The organism is Paenibacillus sp. J22R56, from assembly GCF_056269375.1.
On record NZ_JBWDNV010000014.1, the window covers coordinates 27204 to 44034 of the forward strand.

The window sequence follows — 16831 nt, forward strand, 5'->3', positions numbered from 1 at the left end:
AATAAAAAAGGCTGCACGACGCCATTTGGCGAGGTGCAGCCTTTTTTCTATTGCCAGCAAGTGTAGATTAATGCTGGATTATAACCAAACGGATCTGATTATGATAACTAGCAGAATAAAGAGGACGAGAATGAATCCGAATGAAGATTGGCCTCCACCATGCGGATAACCGCCGCCGTAGCCTCCTGCAACTGGACCTACTCCGTAGCTCATTTGTTCATCTCCTTTAAACTAATGTACAGTATCCTATGTTTAAAAACCCAAAGGGTATAGGCATATACCAAAATTGTGCGTTTGCTCAATTTTGGTATTACATGCACATAATCCAAGGAGCTGAGCTTGGACCTATTCTTTCCTTAACTTTTACAGATATTCACCTAAACGCTCTGTAAAAATGGTCAAATACTGCAGGTCTGTTTCGTCGAACCTGCTAAACAGCGGGCTGTCGATATCAAGTAACCCAATAAGCTGGCCGCCGCTGTACAGCGGGATAACAACCTCCGAATTAGAGGCGCTGTCGCAGGCGATATGTCCTGGGAATTGATGAACATCATCAACCAGGATCGCTTCCTTACGCGCAATAGAAGTGCCGCACACTCCTCTTCCAACTGCAATCCGCGTACAAGCTGGTTTCCCCTGGAAAGGACCAAGCACCAGCTCGTCCCCTTCAAGCAAATAAAAACCTACCCAATTAATATCTTCAAGAAACTGCTGCAGCAGTGCTGATGCATTCGCCAAATTGGCAATTCTGCTGCGCTCGTCCTCTACTAATGCCGTTAATTGCTTGTTAAGCAGCTTATAATTCTCTTCTCTTGTACCTGTATATAAGCTTCCGTTAAACATTATGATCACTCCTACTCTATCAACCTGACCAACCATCCAAACAAGACTTGATTGTATGAATAGAATATCATATTCCAGCTTGATCGATTAGGGGGATAATTGGGTGACGAAGAAGAAAACGGTGACAAAGCGGAAATCAGTAGCAAAAAAGACTTCTACCAATCATAAAACGGAGCTTTTTTTTCCTTTGCAGGAAACTACTTTTGCCGATGAAGTATTTGCTCTTGTAAATGAGGAACGGGTACAAGCGGGTTTACTACCTCTTAGCAGACTTGAGATTCTATTTGAGGTTGCTGAAATAAAAGCATTAGATATGCGGGATAACAATTACTTTGATCATGTTTCCCCTACTTATGGAACTCCCGGACAAATGCTTACTCAGTATGGCGTAGAGTGGACCGCTTATGGCGAGAATATTGCTGCCGGGCAGCGAACGCCAGCAGCTGTGATGGAAGCTTGGATGAACAGTCCCGGCCACCGTGCTAACATTTTATCACCAAAATTCACTCATCTAGGAGTCGGCTATGCACCAGGAACATCAGATAGTCGATATCGGTCCTATTGGGTGCAGGAGTTTGTAAGGCTCTAGACCTGTTTCGGCACAAAACCCACTACTTTACCCCTATTTATGTAAGCAATTTACAAAACATTCACTTGTCCCATACATTCTCTTAATAGAAGCTCGGTAAGATGCAGTTGTAACAGAGCGAACTAATAGGAGGAGATACAAGCAATGAAAGTCATCACAGGTTGGAAAACGGCATTAATCGGGACAGCCGCAGCTGCTCTTGTCATAACGAGCTACACAGGGATTCAGGGGAATTACAAGGCTGAAGCAGCTACAACAAAAGCAAAAAATGTTGTTCTCTTCGTCGGCGACGGTATGGGGACAGCTCAACGTGATGCTATTCGCCTTGCAACAGTAGGTGAATCCGGACAGCTGGCTATGGATTCGATGCCGTACGTTGGTCTGATCCATACAAGCTCCACAACAGCGATCACAGACTCTGCTGCTTCTGCAACTGCCTATGCCAGCGGTGTGAAAACCTATAATGGCGCAATAGGCGTGGATGCCAATAAGAAGAGTGTTAAAACAATCATGGAATATGCGAAAGATAAAGGCATGTCTACCGGTCTTGTTACAACAAGTCAAATTACAGATGCAACACCAGCCGCTTTTGCTTCTCATGTTGAAGATCGCTCTAAGCAAAGCGATATTGCCCTGCAATACTTGACCAAATCAAAAGTTGACGTTCTGCTCGGCGGCGGCGAGGACTTCTGGTTCCCGGCTGGAAATACTGGTGCTTTTAAAGACGAGACACCAGCTGATCCTTCTGAGAAAAGCAAAGGGACACAAGGCGACCTTGTCAAAAAGGCGAAGTCGCTTGGCTATACTTACGTGACGAACAAAACGGATATGTCGAAAGCCAAAGGCAAGCTGCTTGGCCTGTTCGCAAACGAAGAGATGTTCCAGCAGAAGCCAGAGGGTCAAGGCGATGTATACAATCCAATCGTATCTTTGCCTGACATGACGAAAAAGGCACTCGATACTCTTTCTACAAACAAAAAAGGCTTCTTCCTTATGGTTGAAGAAGAAGCGACGGATGAAATGGCTCACAACAATAATGCCAAACTGACGATCAAAGCTGGTCAAGAGCTGGACAAATCCGTTAAAGTAGCCAAGGATTTCGCTAAACAGCATCCAGATACGCTTGTCCTCGTCCTTGCTGACCATGAAACAGGCGGCTTCTCTGTAGAAGAAGTGGATGCTTCGGATGAGTCCACTGACGGTACTACAATCTCCGGTGAAGATGGACCATTTGCCATTGCCAACTCGAAAATGAGCTTTATTGTGGATTGGACAACATCCGGACATACAGGTGTGGATGTCCCCGTTACCGTAACTGGTGCAGGAGCTGAGATCTTCTCCGGTATTTATGAAAATACACAAATCTTCAGCAAGCTCGCTCAAGCGATGGGCATTACCGTTAAGAAATAATTCCCCCGGCAATAAAAATCCACGTAACACGAAAGAGACTTCCCGTGAGCGTCTACGCTCCAGAGAAGTCTCTTTTTTTCGCTCATTATAATACTTTGCTAAGGAATTCCTTCGTCCGTGGATGCTGAGGGTTGCTGAACACCTCTCGAGGAGGTCCTTGCTCAACAATCAAACCACCGTCGATAAATAACAAACGGTCTCCTACTTCACGAGCGAAGCCCATCTCATGGGTTACGATGACCATCGTCATCCCCTCTTTCGCAAGGGACTTCATCACGTCCAGAACCTCACCAACCATCTCAGGATCAAGCGCTGATGTAGGCTCGTCAAACAGCATAACGTGAGGATGCATCGCAAGTGCACGCGCGATAGCTACACGCTGCTTTTGCCCGCCGGACAAACGATTCGGATAGGCATCCTGCTTGCCCTCTAGCCCAACGCGACGAAGCAGCTCAACACCAATCTTTTCCGCTTCAGCCTTCGACATGTTCTGTACCTTGATTGGAGCAAGTGTCACGTTCTCCAGAACCGTCTTATGCGGGAACAGATTAAACTGCTGGAATACCATACCCATGCTTTGACGCAGTTCATTGATATTCACTTTACGGTCCGTCAGCAGCTTGCCTTCGTATTCAATCTCTCCGCCAGTAGGCGTCTCGAGCAAATTCAGACATCTTAAGAACGTACTTTTGCCTGAACCACTTGGTCCAATAACTACGACGACTTCGCCTTTGGCGATTTCTGCATCGATACCATTTAGAATATTCGCTTTGCCAAATGATTTCTTTAGTCCCTTAACTTTAATCACTTGTTTTCAACCTCCGCTCGCCAATGCCAAGCAGCTTGGACATCGTAAAGATCAAGATGAAATAGATAAGCGCCGATATAAGCATAGGCTCTATCGAAATAAATGTCGCTCCTCGAATGGCATTCGCCTGATAAGTCAATTCAGCGAAGCCGATAACGGATAGAACCGAGGATTCTTTTACTACAACAACAAATTCGTTGCCAAGCGCAGGCAGGACATTTTTGAACGCTTGAGGAAGAATAATCTGACGCATCGCGAGGCTTCTGGACATCCCAAGCGATCGAGCGGCCTCCATTTGACCTTTATCCACCGCTTGGATCCCCGCTCTCATAATTTCAGCGATATACGCGGCACTGTTAATGGTTAGGGCAAGGTATGCAGCTGTAAAGATTCCGATATCAAATCCTAGGAAAATCGGTAGTCCGTAGTTAAACAAGAACAGCTGGACGATAAGTGGTGTCCCGCGAATAATTTCAACATAAATAGATCCAATCAAACGAAGCGGCCATAGTCCCGATAGTCGCAAAAATGATACAAGCGTCCCTAATATAAGTCCGCTAAGGACGGCAAGCAAGGACACCTCCAAGGTCATCCTGATGCCTGTCCAGTAATAGGAGCCATAATCGTTTAGAAAAGAAAAATCCCAATGATACGCTAGTTCCATGTTGTCAACCCTGCCTTCTGTAATCACGTAAAAAGGGAAATAGCGGTATGCTCCCCTATTTCCCTAATCATCGGTTTATTTCTCCGAGATAGCTGTCATTTCCGATACCCATTGATCAATCTTCTTGTCTGCAGTCAGATGATCAAGTGTTTTTTGAATTGCTGCCAAGAGATCAGCTTCACCTTTATTAACAGCGACAGCAGACCCGCTGTTCTCGTATTCAGGCGAAATAGGCGATAAGAATAAATCTGAATTTACATTAGCATAGCCTTGAGCTACTGGAAGCTCGGCGATCAGAGCATCCACCTTTTGCGATTTAAGTTCAAGAACAAGATCCGTTGTTTTACCCAAAGATTTCAGCTTAGCGCCTTTGATGCCTTGACCGATTTTCTCTTGGGTGGAACCCATTTGAACACCAATGGCTTTACCTTCAAGATCAGCCATCGTATTAAATTTATCTTTATCCTCAGCACGTACAAGGACACCTTGTTTCGCTTGATAATATATTTTCGAGAAGTCTACCGCTTTCGCACGCTCCTCATCTGGTGTCATACCAGCGATAACGAAGTCGATTTTGCCCAGCTTAAGCTCTGCAAGCAGGTTGCCGAAGTCCATATCTTTAATCTCTAGGTCAACACCCAGATCCTTAGCTACTTCTTTGGCGATCTCGATGTCAAAACCAACGATTTGATCTTTGCCATCTACATTCTTGTGGAACTCATACGGTGCATATTCAGCGCTTGTCCCAAGTACGATCTTGCCAGCTTTCTTGATATCCGCCAGCTTGCCTGTCGCCTCTGCAGCACCATTATCTGCGGAAGCAGCTGGGCTTTCAGATGCATTAGAAGAGTTATTTCCGTTGTTTTTGTTACCGCCGCAAGCCGCCAGCGACAACACAACAACTAATGTTAGAATAAAAACTAAGCTTTTTTTTACCGTCATGTTATTCAACTCCTGATGTCTGTTCATTAAAAACTAGTTGATTATAATTCATAATCACGCATAAAGATACAGGTTTATTCTCCCATTATTTTCAGTTTTTTAAGGCATTAGGCCTAAAAACAATCTTCTAAGGAAGCTTTCCCATTTTCAAGACAATTCTTCCTGCAACTTATTTGTTAAAAAATTCATCCTTCTATATTCAAGCCTCTGAGTTATTCTTATTGGATAAAAGCAAGTTCAGCAGAATGGCTGTAACGGATCCGGTTACGATTCCGTTCTGAAGCAGCATCTTCGCAAAATCTGGCAATTGGTCGAATATTTGTGGGACCGCTGATGATCCAAGACCAACAGCAATGCTGCAGGCTGCGATGAGCAGGTTACGCTCCTTGCGTAAATCCACTTCGGACAAGATCGAGATACCGGATGCCGCAACGGAGCCGAACATAACAATCATCGCTCCGCCAAGCACAGCATTTGGGATAACGGTTGTAATAGCAGCAAGCTTCGGCAGCAGACCGAGTATAACCATAATGCCGCCAGCTGCAAAAATGACGTCACGGGTCTTCACGCGAGTGAGCGTGATCAAGCCAACATTTTGCGAAAAAGCTGTATATGGAAATGCGTTGAATAAGCCGCCCAGCATAATCGCTGCCCCTTCGGAACGCAGTCCGTTAATGATCTGCTTCTGCTCAACCTTCTGATCCGTTGCTCGTCCGACTGCTAAATAGACGCCCGTAGATTCAACCATACTTACAATATTCACGATAATCATGGTGAAAATAGCGGTTAGGCTAAACTGCGGTGTGCCAAAGTAGAACGGCTGAACGATGTTGAACCATGAAGCCTCCGATACAGGAGTAAAGCTAACGATGCCCATCGAATACGCCACAATTGTACCAACTGCAAGCCCGATCAGAACGGAAATAGATCGTAAGAAACCCTTCGCGAACCGATTCACAAGCAATATGACGACAAGTGTACATAGCGCCAAGAGTAAATTGCGCGGCATGCCAAAATCGCTACTTCCTTGACCACCCGCTACATTATTCATTGCTACGGGAATCAGGGAGAGTCCAATAATCGTAACAACCGAACCGGTTACAATAACAGGGAAGAACTTTAAGAGCTTCCCATATAACGGTGCTGCCAATACAACAAATAAGCCAGATAATATAATCGCTCCATAAGCGGTTGCTAAATTCGAAGTCGAAGCAATCGCAATAATGGGACCTACCGCGGTAAACGTACAACCGAGTATAACCGGCAGTCTGCTGCCAAAGTATTTGGTGCCCAGCACCTGCAAGAGCGTGGCAAGACCACATGTAAACAAATCTGCTGCAATCAAGTATGCCATCTGCGTGCCGTTCAAATGGAGTGCGCCGCCAACTATTAATGGAACAACAACCGCACCCGCATACATAGCTAAGACATGCTGAAATCCTAATGTAATTGCTCTCTGTTTGCCCAGCATATCTATACGGTCTCCTTTACGAGCTCTTTGGCAGGTTCCTCAAAATAGATTTCCCCTGGAGCCATTCGAGATATAGTGGCAAGCGACTCAACGCTCACATTCATCTGCTCCAGCAAGCCTCTTCCCTCTTGAAACCCTTTTTCAATCACACAGCCTACGCCGGCCAGTTCAGCTCCTGCTTCATTTACGATTTGGACTAAACCAACAAGCGCTGCGCCCGTTGCAAGAAAGTCGTCCACGATGAGCACTTTATCTTCCGGTCCCAAGTAATTTTTCGAAATCGTCACCTGATAGGTTTCTTGTTTAGTAAAAGAATGAACAGACGCGGCGTAGACCTGCTCGGACTGGGTAATGGCCTTCTTCTTCTTGGCGTAAACAAAAGGAATATTAAGCGCGATGCCAACAGCCATCGCAAATTGTATGCCGCTTGCTTCAATCGTCAGCACCTTCGTAATAGTCTTGTCCTCAAACCGTCTGGCAAATTCCTTCCCAATCTCTAATGCAAGCGCCGTGTCCACTCGATGATTCAAGAAGGAGTCCACCTTAAGTACCGTATTGGACAATATCAATCCTTCTTCGCGTATTCGATCTTGTAGCAACTTCATTCTCTTCCGCTCCTCTAGTTGAATAAAAAAAGGGACAAGCCACTTAAGCTAAAGCTTAAGTGTGACCTGTCCCTACAAAAACCATTTTAGTGTACGCTGAACTACATAGAACATTGAGATAAAATGTAAAAAAGCGAATCACTCATAGTCGGATAGTTACAATGGTTATCCGGTAGAAACTTATGGGCCATATTCCCATGATTATATGAGAAAAAAAATGAGTATTTTAAAAAAAAGCATTTCTAATATTACTAGAGATATTTAATAGATAACAACCGGGAATTATTACCAAAATAAAAAAACTTCTCACAGAGTTCGTTAGAACCGTGAGAAATCTACTTTTACATACTGAATTTCCGCATTGAACTTGTGTCGGGTAGCTACTCAATACTTCCCTATTTATTAATGAAGGAAGAAATCACAATTCAACTGACACAATATAGTCAGTATAGGAACCCAGGGTGGGGGTAAGCTGTTTATCCCTCTTGTAGCGGTTCACGTATTGTCTCGGAGTGCAGCCGAAATATCTTCTGAATAAATGATAAAACTGAGCAGGACTTGTAAAGCCTACCTTACCGCTAATTTCGGTTACTGACCATCCTTCTGTCAGCAAGAGCTGCTGGGCCCGCTTCATTCTGCGCATCTGAACATAAGAATTAAAGGTTATTCCCATCCCTTTCTTAAACAGCTTGGCAAAATAACTGCTATTGTAATTCATCTGACTGCTAATATCCGCGATTTGGCATGCTGATTCCAATTGCTGCTCGATACAATTTAACGCTGGTCGCAATTTCAAGGCTATTTGCGGATCCATAGGTGTAATCACGTGTGCATCGTCTATTTGGATCAGCGTATACAAAAGGTTTTTAAAGCATGCATTTACGGCAAGCTCGTAGCCCCTAGGTTTAAAGGTCATGTCATGATTCATCTGATTGAGGAGATTATACATCGTCTGTCTTTCGGACGGGAATTTAATTATCGATTCATTCAATAAGGTTAAATGAGCTGATCTGCCAGTCCATGCAGCATGATAGGTTAGTAGTGACGGATCCATAAAAGCGATCATATCGACATGGCAAACCATATAGACTAGATCAGATTGTCCATATTTATGAGCACGGTGAAGCTCATTTGAGCCTAACATCACCACATCGCCGCCTTGCAGCTGATAATGATGAACTGTTGTCTCTATTCTCATTGTCCCCTCTAGAACAGCAATCCACTCCACCTCTTCATGGTAGTGCCAAGGACCATACTGACTATTGATTTGACTCGGATGAGTGATTGTCCATATTTTCATCCGAAAATTTGGATCAACGTAATCGACTTGTTCCTTATCGTAGGCAGTTAAACTTACTGGCATATGGCCGCACCTTCCCTCATCACATCTTGCTCCTATCCTAGCACGGATGTCCGTTTTCAAGATAAAGGAGACTGCTTTCAAGAAGCTTTATTTGAACCTGCTGCTTTATAATGAAGAGAACCTCTACAAGTGAAGGAGCAAAAAGATATGCATGACGACTTCGAGAGACTTCCTGCAAATCATGACCTTTCATTGCCCGCCTGGGGCCCATATACCAAACAATATATTGGCCTCTCTCATATCAGTGACCAGTCGAAGGGAGTACGATTTGATCTAAGCTTATTTCCAGGGTTCTATCGAAGAAAAATAGATATCCCTAATGTTCTGTGGGAATCTGGCTATCATCCGTGGGAAGCGACGCCGGATTTCAGCTGCTATTCCCACCGTCACGAGTTGGAATGGAAGGATCGTGTCTATGCCGACATTTCATTCAGTAAGCTTAACGATGAGAGCCGTCTCATCCGAGCGCATTTAGTCAATCAAACGGACAAGCCGCAAAATCTAGTGCTGCATTGGTTGGCCTCGCTCCAGCCGCCCCGGCTTCCAGGCCATGGGGAAATACAAATCATGACGGAAGTACAGCTTCCTGATGGTGCGAAGTGGATCGATGCGCTGGACTATAAGGAACTGATCTTCGGTAAACCGCGGCCATCAGATGGATTAGTCTATGATGGATTTATACGAGGAGAGATCCGCGGGCAGCATTTTACCAACGGTTCGGCAATAGGATGCCAGTTCGGAGTCAATATCGAAGACACGCTACTCTACGAGATCGACCTCGATCACTCCTATCAGGACGCCGTGTTTCTGCTTCGCTGTCAGGCTATGCAAGAAGGGGAGCTGGAGCTCCGGCTTGGACAACGGGAGTTTCGCTTTGATCTGGAATCGTCCGACACCTTAATCTTAGCTGAGCTGCCAATAGGGATGCTGTCTTCCGGCAAACTCACTGTTCGCCTCCATACTTTGAGCTCAAATGGTTTAATCATCGACGGATTTACCATTACTGAGCGAGATACTTCTAGAAAAGTTGTGGTTGTCGATCGTCCATGGTCTATTGAGCCTGAATTGCTGGCAGGTCCTGCTCCAGGCAGTCTAATCCTTCATTATCCGGAAGGTCCCTATTATTACGGCCTGATGTGGAATTACTCCGATGTTGAGATTAGACAATTCAGAAGTGATGAGTTGGATCAATTTGCCCGCCACACTGTACATAATCATGTTGATGCCATACTGCATGGGAATGGAAGAGGACACTATACTAATGTGTTTATGCGTCCTATTCCTATCTCTCCGGAATCATCCACCCTGCTTCACGGCATGGTATGCTCTGGAACCTTTGAAGAGGTGTATTCCTATCTCTCAAATTTTACACTGGACTATGAAAAATGTGAGTCTAGCTATCAAGCTGAACGCACGAAGCTTGAACCGCCTCCTTATTATCCTACGGGAGACCGCTATGCTTTTAGCCAGCAGCTCATGCAGGCTACCTTGCTGACGAATACCGTATTCCCTGTCTATACGAAACGTACATTTATTCGGCACAACACACCAGGACGATGGTGGGATTCCCTCTATACGTGGGACTCCGGATTTATCGGACTCGGCTTCGCCCACCTCGATGATAAACGGGCGATTGACTGCCTGAACGCCTATATGACGGAACCTGGAGATTCTGGAGCTGCTTTTATTCACCACGGAAGCCCTGTGCCTGTGCAGCATTATTTGTTTCATGAGCTGTGGAATGGCGGACAATCGCCTGCTTTTCTTAACCACTTCTACCCGCGGCTGCGGCAATACTACTTATTCTTAGCAGGTAAAATCAATGGATCGACGACAAATACGTTACGTACAGGCCTGCTTAAAACATGGGATTACTTCTATAACTCAGGGGGCTGGGATGATTATCCTCCGCAGAAATATGTGCATGAGCAGAGATTGCAAGCAGCTGCTGCTCCCATTATTACAACCAGTCAGGTTATTCGGATCGCCAAGCTTCTTCGAATGGCAGCGGCAATGAAAGAAGACTGGCACATGGATATCCAAGAATACGATTGCGATATTAAGCTGTGGAGCAAAGCATTGGAAACGTACGCATGGGATGAAGAAGCTGGCTATTACGGTTATGTAATCCATGACGAGAAAGGAGAAGCCATAGATCTTCTTCGACATGACTCTGGTGCTAATTACAATATGGGGATGGACGGTCTGTATCCACTAGTTGCAGGCATCTGCACGAAAGATCGTGCAGAACGGCTGATCGCCGCATTGTTTGATAAAGAACGCTTATGGACACCAATTGGTCTATCAACTGTTGACCAAAGCGCCCCCTATTATCGGGCTGACGGCTATTGGAATGGCGCAGTCTGGATGCCGCATCAGTGGTTCTATTGGAAGACGATGCTCGACCTCGGTCGTCCGGAGCTTGCTTTCCGTATAGCCTATACAGCACTTGAATTATGGAAGGCAGAGACAGAGACTACCTACAACTGTTATGAGCATTTTATCGTTCAGTCCGGACGTGGTGCAGGCTGGCATCATTTCGGTGGATTATCTGCACCTGTAATCAATTGGTTTGCTGCTTATTATAAGCTAGGCAAGGTTACGACCGGCTTCAACGTGTGGATGCTTCAGCAGTCCCTCAATGAAGATTACACGGAATACAAGGCAGAATTTCATTATGCGGGAGCTCTCAGCGACGCATTTACCATACTGGTTAATCTGGCTGATCACATACAGTTTGTGGCAACAGGTACAAGTTGCAAGGTGGAATGCTCAAAACATCCAGGCGGAGGTCTGGAATTGCTGGTCACCGACTGTTTGCCGCAAGCTTCTATTTCAATTCAACCAGCTTAAATCCAGCACTAAAATTTACGTTTTTCACCACTACTTCCGGCCGTCCTGAGACGGCCCACTCTACTTACTTGCTAGTCCAATGACGGGATTTTCACGGTCACTGTTGTTCCCTGGCCAATCTGACTTTCTACAGTGATCCCATACCGCTCTCCGAACAATAACCGCAGTCTGTTGTGAATATTGGATAAGCCGATGCTTTTCTCTGATTGGCCGTCTGGCACAAGCTCAGAATACTCATTATCCAGCTTAGCCTTAAGGGCGGCCAGCTCCTCCGGCTCCATTCCCTTCCCGGTATCCATAATACAGAAGCACATATCCCCATCTACATCCATGCTTCCGGTAACTTGGAGTTCCCCCCCTTGGTCCATCCGCTCCAGTCCGTGATACACCGAATTTTCCACAATAGGCTGGAGAATCATCTTCGGAGTCATCATCTCCAGCAGCCTCTCTTCGACATCAATGCTCATGGAGAATTTATTTTCGTACCGTATAGAGATAATCTTCATATATGCCTGAATACAGTCCAGTTCTTCCCGGATCCGTACTAGTTCATTTTTTTTAATGCTGTATCGAAAAATCTTAGACATGCATGATGTCATTTGCGCGATCTCTCTGCTTCCATATTCTAATCCGATGCTGCTTATACAATTTAAAGTATTATAGAGGAAATGCGGGTTGATCTGGCTCTGCAGGGCAGAAAACTCCGCCTGCTTCTGGCTTAACTCAGATTTGTATAATCTGGCCTGGGTATTGAACATGTCCCTTGTCATTTCATCCATTTCATCCATCATTCGATTGATGTCGCGAGCCAGCGAGCCTACCTCATTGGTAGACCGGACTTTAATACGGAAGCCTCTGTCCCTCCTTCCCACCCTCTTCATATCCATAATAAGTCCCATCACCGGACCCATCAGATTATTCATAAAGAAAATACCCATTATGATCATAATTAGAATAATCCCAATTCCAACGATAATACTGACCTTCCGCATGGGATTCATGTCCGCAGTTAATTCATGAACTGGAATCATACTAATAATCCGCCACCCATCAGCCTGCTCCAAGCCCTTGCTCTGAACAAGAATGGATTCCCTGTCGATCGTTGTTTTCACACCGTTAAGCAAGGTGTCCTTATCCATAGACAGAACGTCCCTTAACAATGTGCCTTGGTCATTAGAATTGGTGGATGCAATAACCTCATCCCGATTATTGAGAATGTACAAGATAGAGTTAGGCGTTAATTCCGTATTTTCCACAAGCCCCTGCAGCTTCTCCATATTGACCATCACTGTGCAGTAACCCGTAATCTGGGAGAAGTTAATTCCCCCAAGGGATTCCACAATTGGCGCTATATAAAAGAACTGTTCCGCTTCTGTACTCTCGTCTTTTAAGATGGTGGTGAACATCCCCTTATCGCGAAGCGAAGAATCATTCTTATATGCTCGGATAAAGCTTTCATAACGATTGAGAAAAAAAACATCTCCGCCTGAGGAATCCAGACTGTAAAGCTGTTTCCCCCGAATATCATCAATGACCATTCCGCTCACATACGAATTAAAGGACCTCATATAATCCATGAGATCCAGTGCGTAGTTACCGCTATCAAATGCCCTTTTGTAATCATCATCCTCTACGGAATATTCCTGTATCAGTTTGCTATTGACCGCAATGCTGGTGCTGACCCTAATATCGTTAAATACGGAATCAATCTTACCTCGAGTTTGCTCAATCATTTGGTTGCCGAAATTGGCAGCCCTATTCTGGGTTAGATTAGAGAAACTATTAAAAAAATAAAATACGAAGACTGTGAAAATAACGATAGCGAAAAAAAAGATAAGCCATATCTGATGTTTCAATTTCAATTTACTCATTTTCATAGCCCGCCGCCGCTCCGTTCCTATTAACTCTTTCTAAATTTGGTGGGCGTGATCCCGCAATGCTTCTTGAATACTTTATTGAAATAGTAATATTCCACATAACCGGTCTTAATGGCAATTTCCTCTATGGACAGGTCCGTTTGCTTCAGGAGTACGCGGGCTTTCTTGATCCTGAGCTCCGATACATATTCGGAAAAGGTTTTACCCAGATTCTTCTTAAATAATTGGCAGCAATACACCTGATTAATGAAGAATTGCGCCGATAAATCCTTCAAATACAATTTCTGTTCATAGTGACTGTCGATATAAGCTACCATCCGGTTAAAGCAGGACAGGATGTCCCCCTCATGCAAGGAGCGACTGTTTCCTTGCAGGATAGAGGCAAGGACATCTTGCAAAAAGCTGCACAGAGACTCAAAGTTTTCAAATCGTTCCTTGATCTCGGAGTAATTAAGAAATTCCAGTTCCATATCTTTTAATTCCTCAGAATATGTATTTATAAGTATCCCGACTGCCTGATTCCACAAGTAGACAACCTCACTCATGCCAAGATGCTGATCCTTGAAGTATTCCTGCAGCCCATTAACGTACCCATCCATGTCATCAAATTGATTTTCCTGAAGGATACGATTAACCTCATCAATACATGGCTTCACCAGATGAAGCTTCGGCTCGAAATGAACGGCGCATGCAGCTTCGTTTAGAAAAGCTTGGGAGGCTGACAGGTCTGCTTCTTTAATCAGCCTGCTCATATGTTGCAGCTGGCTGGAAATGCTGCTGATGCCCACAGTATTAATACCAGTATTATTCACGACTAATTGTTCCCAATGCCCTTCCAAACAAGTTCTCTGCTCCGTCATCAGAATAATCAGCTTTTGTCTGGCCCCCGCCTCAACTTCCAGAGCATAAACGTGCTTTCCTTCCAAAGAAAGCAGTTGTATGAAACCCTTGTTCTCACCTTCGAAATAGATGGAAAGTACCTGGTAATAGAATATAGCTTCACAATCGGGAATCGGTAAATACCGCTTTATCTCGTCCTGATCCGATGAGGTCAGTGCATCCAGAAGAAGGTGATTGCGTGATACGCTTCTCTGGGAGAAGTGCATGGCCAGCTCCTCAATGAACGGATCAGCCATATCAATATCCAAGGGCTTCAAGAAGTAATTAAGCGCGCCGTAACGCATCGCTTCCTGAGCATATTCAAATTCTGCATATCCGCTTACGACAACAAACTGGGTGTCCAGATCATGTGCTTTAGCCCTCTTCATTAAATCCAATCCCGAGATGTCCGGCATACGAATATCCGTAAACACCAAATCTGGTTTCTTCGATAAAATAGCATCCCACGCGTTGTAAGCGCTTGTAAATTGCCCTATGATTTCAAAACCGTACTTATCCCAGTCAAAGGCGTTGCGGATTCCTCTAATCGCCCACGACTCATCATCTACAATTATGACCTTGTACATGGGTAGCCTCCTGAACACATGAATTCTCCGAATGATAGCAAAGCTTTCCGGGAATAGCAATGAGAAAACCTCTATCGAAGTCTTTCGAAGATGAGCGACCGCGTTGATAGGTAGGTTTTATCGCCAATAAGAATTTGAGTATCCGATTGCTCGGAAACTTATACATTATGTGGTTGAAAATACGGATAAACCATGGTGTTCGATGGCTTATCCGTATACTAAACTATTACTTGCTGCTCTCTTTAATTTCTCTGTAGTGCTTCACATTCTCATCTTGAATAGCCTTACCGCCAGCGTCCATATATTCTTTCACCAGCTTGTCATACAAAGCATCGAATTCTGCCGGCTTGGCAACAATTAGCCTATCCATCATTTGCTTGTTCATATCACCAAGCGTCTTGCCGAATTTAATACTAGCTTCGTTCGGGACACCATAGTAGAAGCCGGTATAGCCGTCTGTCGTATTGATTTTGTAGGAATCAACAGCCAGCTTCTCATAGCTCTGATCTCCGGTTGACAAGGCTGCTGCATACGTTTTGACATTCTTTTCGGTATCGCCCAGCTCTGCACCGTTTACAACCAGCGTATAATCCAGATTCAGATTGCTCATCTGCATATTTTCACCGGTTTGCGCAATCCCTTGCGGGATGCCATCCACCATCGTGTGGTTGACACCTTCTTCACCAAACTGCAGGAAGAACAGTACCTCCGGATCAGCCATCCAGTTCAGATACTTCATAGCCAGTTCTGCATGTTTGCTGCTTTTCGGAATGAAGGAGAAAAGTCCGTTTTCATTATACGTCTCTTTTATATATTTCCCGTCGGCGTTCTTGAAGGTATCAATAGCAACAAAGTTAGCATCCGGCGCATTTTGCTTCAGCGGTTCACGAATTTTTGCAGTAAGCGGATAATCCCAGTTAGCCCCATAGAAGCCTACCTTGCCGTTGGTAACATCAGCATCCGCTTGTTTAGCCGTTTTGTCCAGTGCAAAGTCGGGGCTGATCAGCTTTTCAGAGTACAGCTTGTTCAGCCATTTATACGCATCCTTGTTGCCCGGCTTCAGCCAATTGGTGGTGGTAACAAACTCCTCTTCTGACATCGGACCCCAGAAGGATGGAACCAGGTTGCCAAACGTGTAGTTCATCCCGGCAGCTGCTGTTGCCCACGGAATGACGCCGTTTACATTACCAGGGTTCTTGTCGCGGAAGGCAACGAGTGTATCGAACAATTCATCCTTAGTCGTCGGAACAGGCAGTCCCAGCTTATCCAGCCAATCCTTGCGGATAAACATGCCGTTCCAGGCAAGTAGGGTCCGCTTCGCCGGGATGGACACTTGTTTCCCTTCATATTGCCCGTAGGAAAGAACCGTGTCGCCCAAGTAAGATTTCAATTGCTGACCATACTTCTCGAGCAATTCGTCCAGTGTATAGAGGCCATTGTTTTTGGCAAAGCGGGTTACTGTAGTGCCGTCGTAGGTGAAGGAAATATCAGGAGCTTCGTTGGCTGCCATCAATACATTCAGCTTGTCGACTTCCTGGGAGCGGGGTACCGTTACAAATTTTACAATGGCGTTATTAGGTTTGCCGAATTTTTCATTCACATATTTGGTCCATGTGTTGTTGTTTAAGTCCGGCTGTCCCTGAATACCTCTGTCGAACACTTCCACAGTCAAGGTTTCAGCAGGGCCGGTAGAGGCTGCTGCTGATCCATCGTTAGATGCCGCCGGTGCTGGTTCATTATTGCTGTTATTTCCACAGCCTGCCATAACACTTGCTAGAAGCGCTGTACCTAACAGAATTGCTGCTTTCTTTTTCATGCCTGTATTCACTTTAAACCACCCTTTCAAATGATATGTATTGAAATTATTCGCACTGTAAAACATTTTTACATCCACCATCCACCAGCCCGGGAATCACCCCTTTCATCCTTGTCTGTATCCC

Annotated in this window: 14 protein-coding genes and 1 riboswitch; of the genes, 3 read left to right on the forward strand and 11 right to left on the reverse strand. The window is 45.0% G+C overall.

All coding sequences use genetic code 11. The features are described 5' to 3' along the window. Window positions 1–78: 78 nt before the first annotated feature. Window positions 79–213 carry a sporulation protein YjcZ gene (gene yjcZ, locus AC0YNT_RS27995; RefSeq protein ID WP_167282572.1) on the reverse strand — a complete coding sequence of 45 codons (135 nt, stop codon included), beginning with the start codon at window positions 211–213 and terminating at the stop codon, window positions 79–81. Window positions 214–363: 150 nt separating this feature from the next. Then, window positions 364–843, reverse strand: coding sequence for a GAF domain-containing protein (locus AC0YNT_RS28000; protein WP_475807579.1), 480 nt, complete (start codon window positions 841–843; stop codon window positions 364–366). A 103-nt stretch (window positions 844–946) separates the two neighbouring features. Here AC0YNT_RS28000 and AC0YNT_RS28005 point away from each other — a divergent pair, with 103 nt between their 5' ends. Beyond that, window positions 947–1432: a CAP domain-containing protein gene (locus tag AC0YNT_RS28005; RefSeq protein ID WP_475807580.1), complete on the forward strand. Its 486-nt coding sequence runs from the start codon at window positions 947–949 to the stop codon at window positions 1430–1432. Window positions 1433–1576: 144 nt separating this feature from the next. Continuing rightward, window positions 1577–2842, forward strand: coding sequence for an alkaline phosphatase (locus tag AC0YNT_RS28010; RefSeq protein WP_475807581.1), 1266 nt, complete (start codon window positions 1577–1579; stop codon window positions 2840–2842). Between the two features lie 85 nt (window positions 2843–2927). On the opposite strand, the gene AC0YNT_RS28015 is transcribed toward AC0YNT_RS28010, so the two are convergent. The 6 genes from AC0YNT_RS28015 to AC0YNT_RS28040 form a co-directional block, all read right to left on the reverse strand. Next, on the reverse strand, window positions 2928–3650 hold the full coding sequence (locus AC0YNT_RS28015; protein WP_475807582.1) for an amino acid ABC transporter ATP-binding protein: 723 nt from the start codon (window positions 3648–3650) through the stop codon (window positions 2928–2930). After that, window positions 3643–4314 carry an amino acid ABC transporter permease gene (locus AC0YNT_RS28020; RefSeq protein WP_475807583.1) on the reverse strand — a complete coding sequence of 224 codons (672 nt, stop codon included), beginning with the start codon at window positions 4312–4314 and terminating at the stop codon, window positions 3643–3645. The genes AC0YNT_RS28015 and AC0YNT_RS28020 overlap by 8 nt, the downstream gene beginning before the upstream one ends. Window positions 4315–4389: 75 nt before the next feature. Then, window positions 4390–5256 (reverse strand): ABC transporter substrate-binding protein, encoded by an 867-nt coding sequence (locus AC0YNT_RS28025; RefSeq protein ID WP_475807584.1) that lies wholly within the window; start codon window positions 5254–5256, stop codon window positions 4390–4392. Between the two features lie 199 nt (window positions 5257–5455). Next, the gene (locus AC0YNT_RS28030; protein ID WP_475807585.1) at window positions 5456–6727 is read right to left on the reverse strand and encodes a nucleobase:cation symporter-2 family protein; all 1272 of its coding nucleotides are present in this window, start codon (window positions 6725–6727) and stop codon (window positions 5456–5458) included. 2 nt (window positions 6728–6729) lie between these two features. After that, window positions 6730–7332, reverse strand: coding sequence for a xanthine phosphoribosyltransferase (locus AC0YNT_RS28035; RefSeq protein ID WP_475807586.1), 603 nt, complete (start codon window positions 7330–7332; stop codon window positions 6730–6732). A gap of 125 nt (window positions 7333–7457) precedes the next feature. Further along, a riboswitch (purine riboswitch) is annotated at window positions 7458–7561 on the reverse strand. Window positions 7562–7750: 189 nt separating this feature from the next. Further along, window positions 7751–8695, reverse strand: a complete 945-nt coding sequence (locus AC0YNT_RS28040) for a helix-turn-helix transcriptional regulator (RefSeq protein WP_475807587.1) — start codon at window positions 8693–8695, stop codon at window positions 7751–7753. 129 nt (window positions 8696–8824) lie between these two features. Here AC0YNT_RS28040 and AC0YNT_RS28045 point away from each other — a divergent pair, with 129 nt between their 5' ends. Next, a complete protein-coding gene (locus AC0YNT_RS28045; RefSeq protein ID WP_475807588.1) occupies window positions 8825–11548 on the forward strand; it encodes an MGH1-like glycoside hydrolase domain-containing protein in 2724 nt (907 codons plus the stop codon). A gap of 71 nt (window positions 11549–11619) precedes the next feature. Here the strand turns inward: AC0YNT_RS28045 and AC0YNT_RS28050 are convergent, their stop codons facing one another. The 3 genes from AC0YNT_RS28050 to AC0YNT_RS28060 all read right to left on the reverse strand — a co-directional run bounded on the left by AC0YNT_RS28050 (window position 11620) and on the right by AC0YNT_RS28060 (window position 16707). Beyond that, a complete protein-coding gene (locus AC0YNT_RS28050) occupies window positions 11620–13419 on the reverse strand; it encodes a sensor histidine kinase (RefSeq protein WP_475807589.1) in 1800 nt (599 codons plus the stop codon). A gap of 29 nt (window positions 13420–13448) precedes the next feature. After that, entirely contained in the window at window positions 13449–14891 is a 1443-nt protein-coding gene (locus AC0YNT_RS28055) for a response regulator (protein ID WP_475807590.1), read from the reverse strand. Between the two features lie 226 nt (window positions 14892–15117). Further along, window positions 15118–16707, reverse strand: a complete 1590-nt coding sequence (locus AC0YNT_RS28060) for an extracellular solute-binding protein (RefSeq protein WP_475807591.1) — start codon at window positions 16705–16707, stop codon at window positions 15118–15120. Window positions 16708–16831 lie beyond the last annotated feature (124 nt).

Coding starts and splice junctions, on each gene's coding strand:
- AC0YNT_RS28040 (WP_475807587.1), bottom strand. CDS start 8,695: ATGCCAGTAAGTTTAACTGCCTACGATAAGGAACAAGTCGATTACGTT.
- AC0YNT_RS28050 (WP_475807589.1), bottom strand. CDS start 13,419: ATGAGTAAATTGAAATTGAAACATCAGATATGGCTTATCTTTTTTTTC.
- AC0YNT_RS28000 (WP_475807579.1), bottom strand. CDS start 843: ATGTTTAACGGAAGCTTATATACAGGTACAAGAGAAGAGAATTATAAG.
- yjcZ (WP_167282572.1), bottom strand. CDS start 213: ATGAGCTACGGAGTAGGTCCAGTTGCAGGAGGCTACGGCGGCGGTTAT.
- AC0YNT_RS28020 (WP_475807583.1), bottom strand. CDS start 4,314: ATGGAACTAGCGTATCATTGGGATTTTTCTTTTCTAAACGATTATGGC.
- AC0YNT_RS28030 (WP_475807585.1), bottom strand. CDS start 6,727: ATGCTGGGCAAACAGAGAGCAATTACATTAGGATTTCAGCATGTCTTA.
- AC0YNT_RS28010 (WP_475807581.1), top strand. CDS start 1,577: ATGAAAGTCATCACAGGTTGGAAAACGGCATTAATCGGGACAGCCGCA.
- AC0YNT_RS28060 (WP_475807591.1), bottom strand. CDS start 16,707: ATGAAAAAGAAAGCAGCAATTCTGTTAGGTACAGCGCTTCTAGCAAGT.
- AC0YNT_RS28055 (WP_475807590.1), bottom strand. CDS start 14,891: ATGTACAAGGTCATAATTGTAGATGATGAGTCGTGGGCGATTAGAGGA.
- AC0YNT_RS28035 (WP_475807586.1), bottom strand. CDS start 7,332: ATGAAGTTGCTACAAGATCGAATACGCGAAGAAGGATTGATATTGTCC.
- AC0YNT_RS28025 (WP_475807584.1), bottom strand. CDS start 5,256: ATGACGGTAAAAAAAAGCTTAGTTTTTATTCTAACATTAGTTGTTGTG.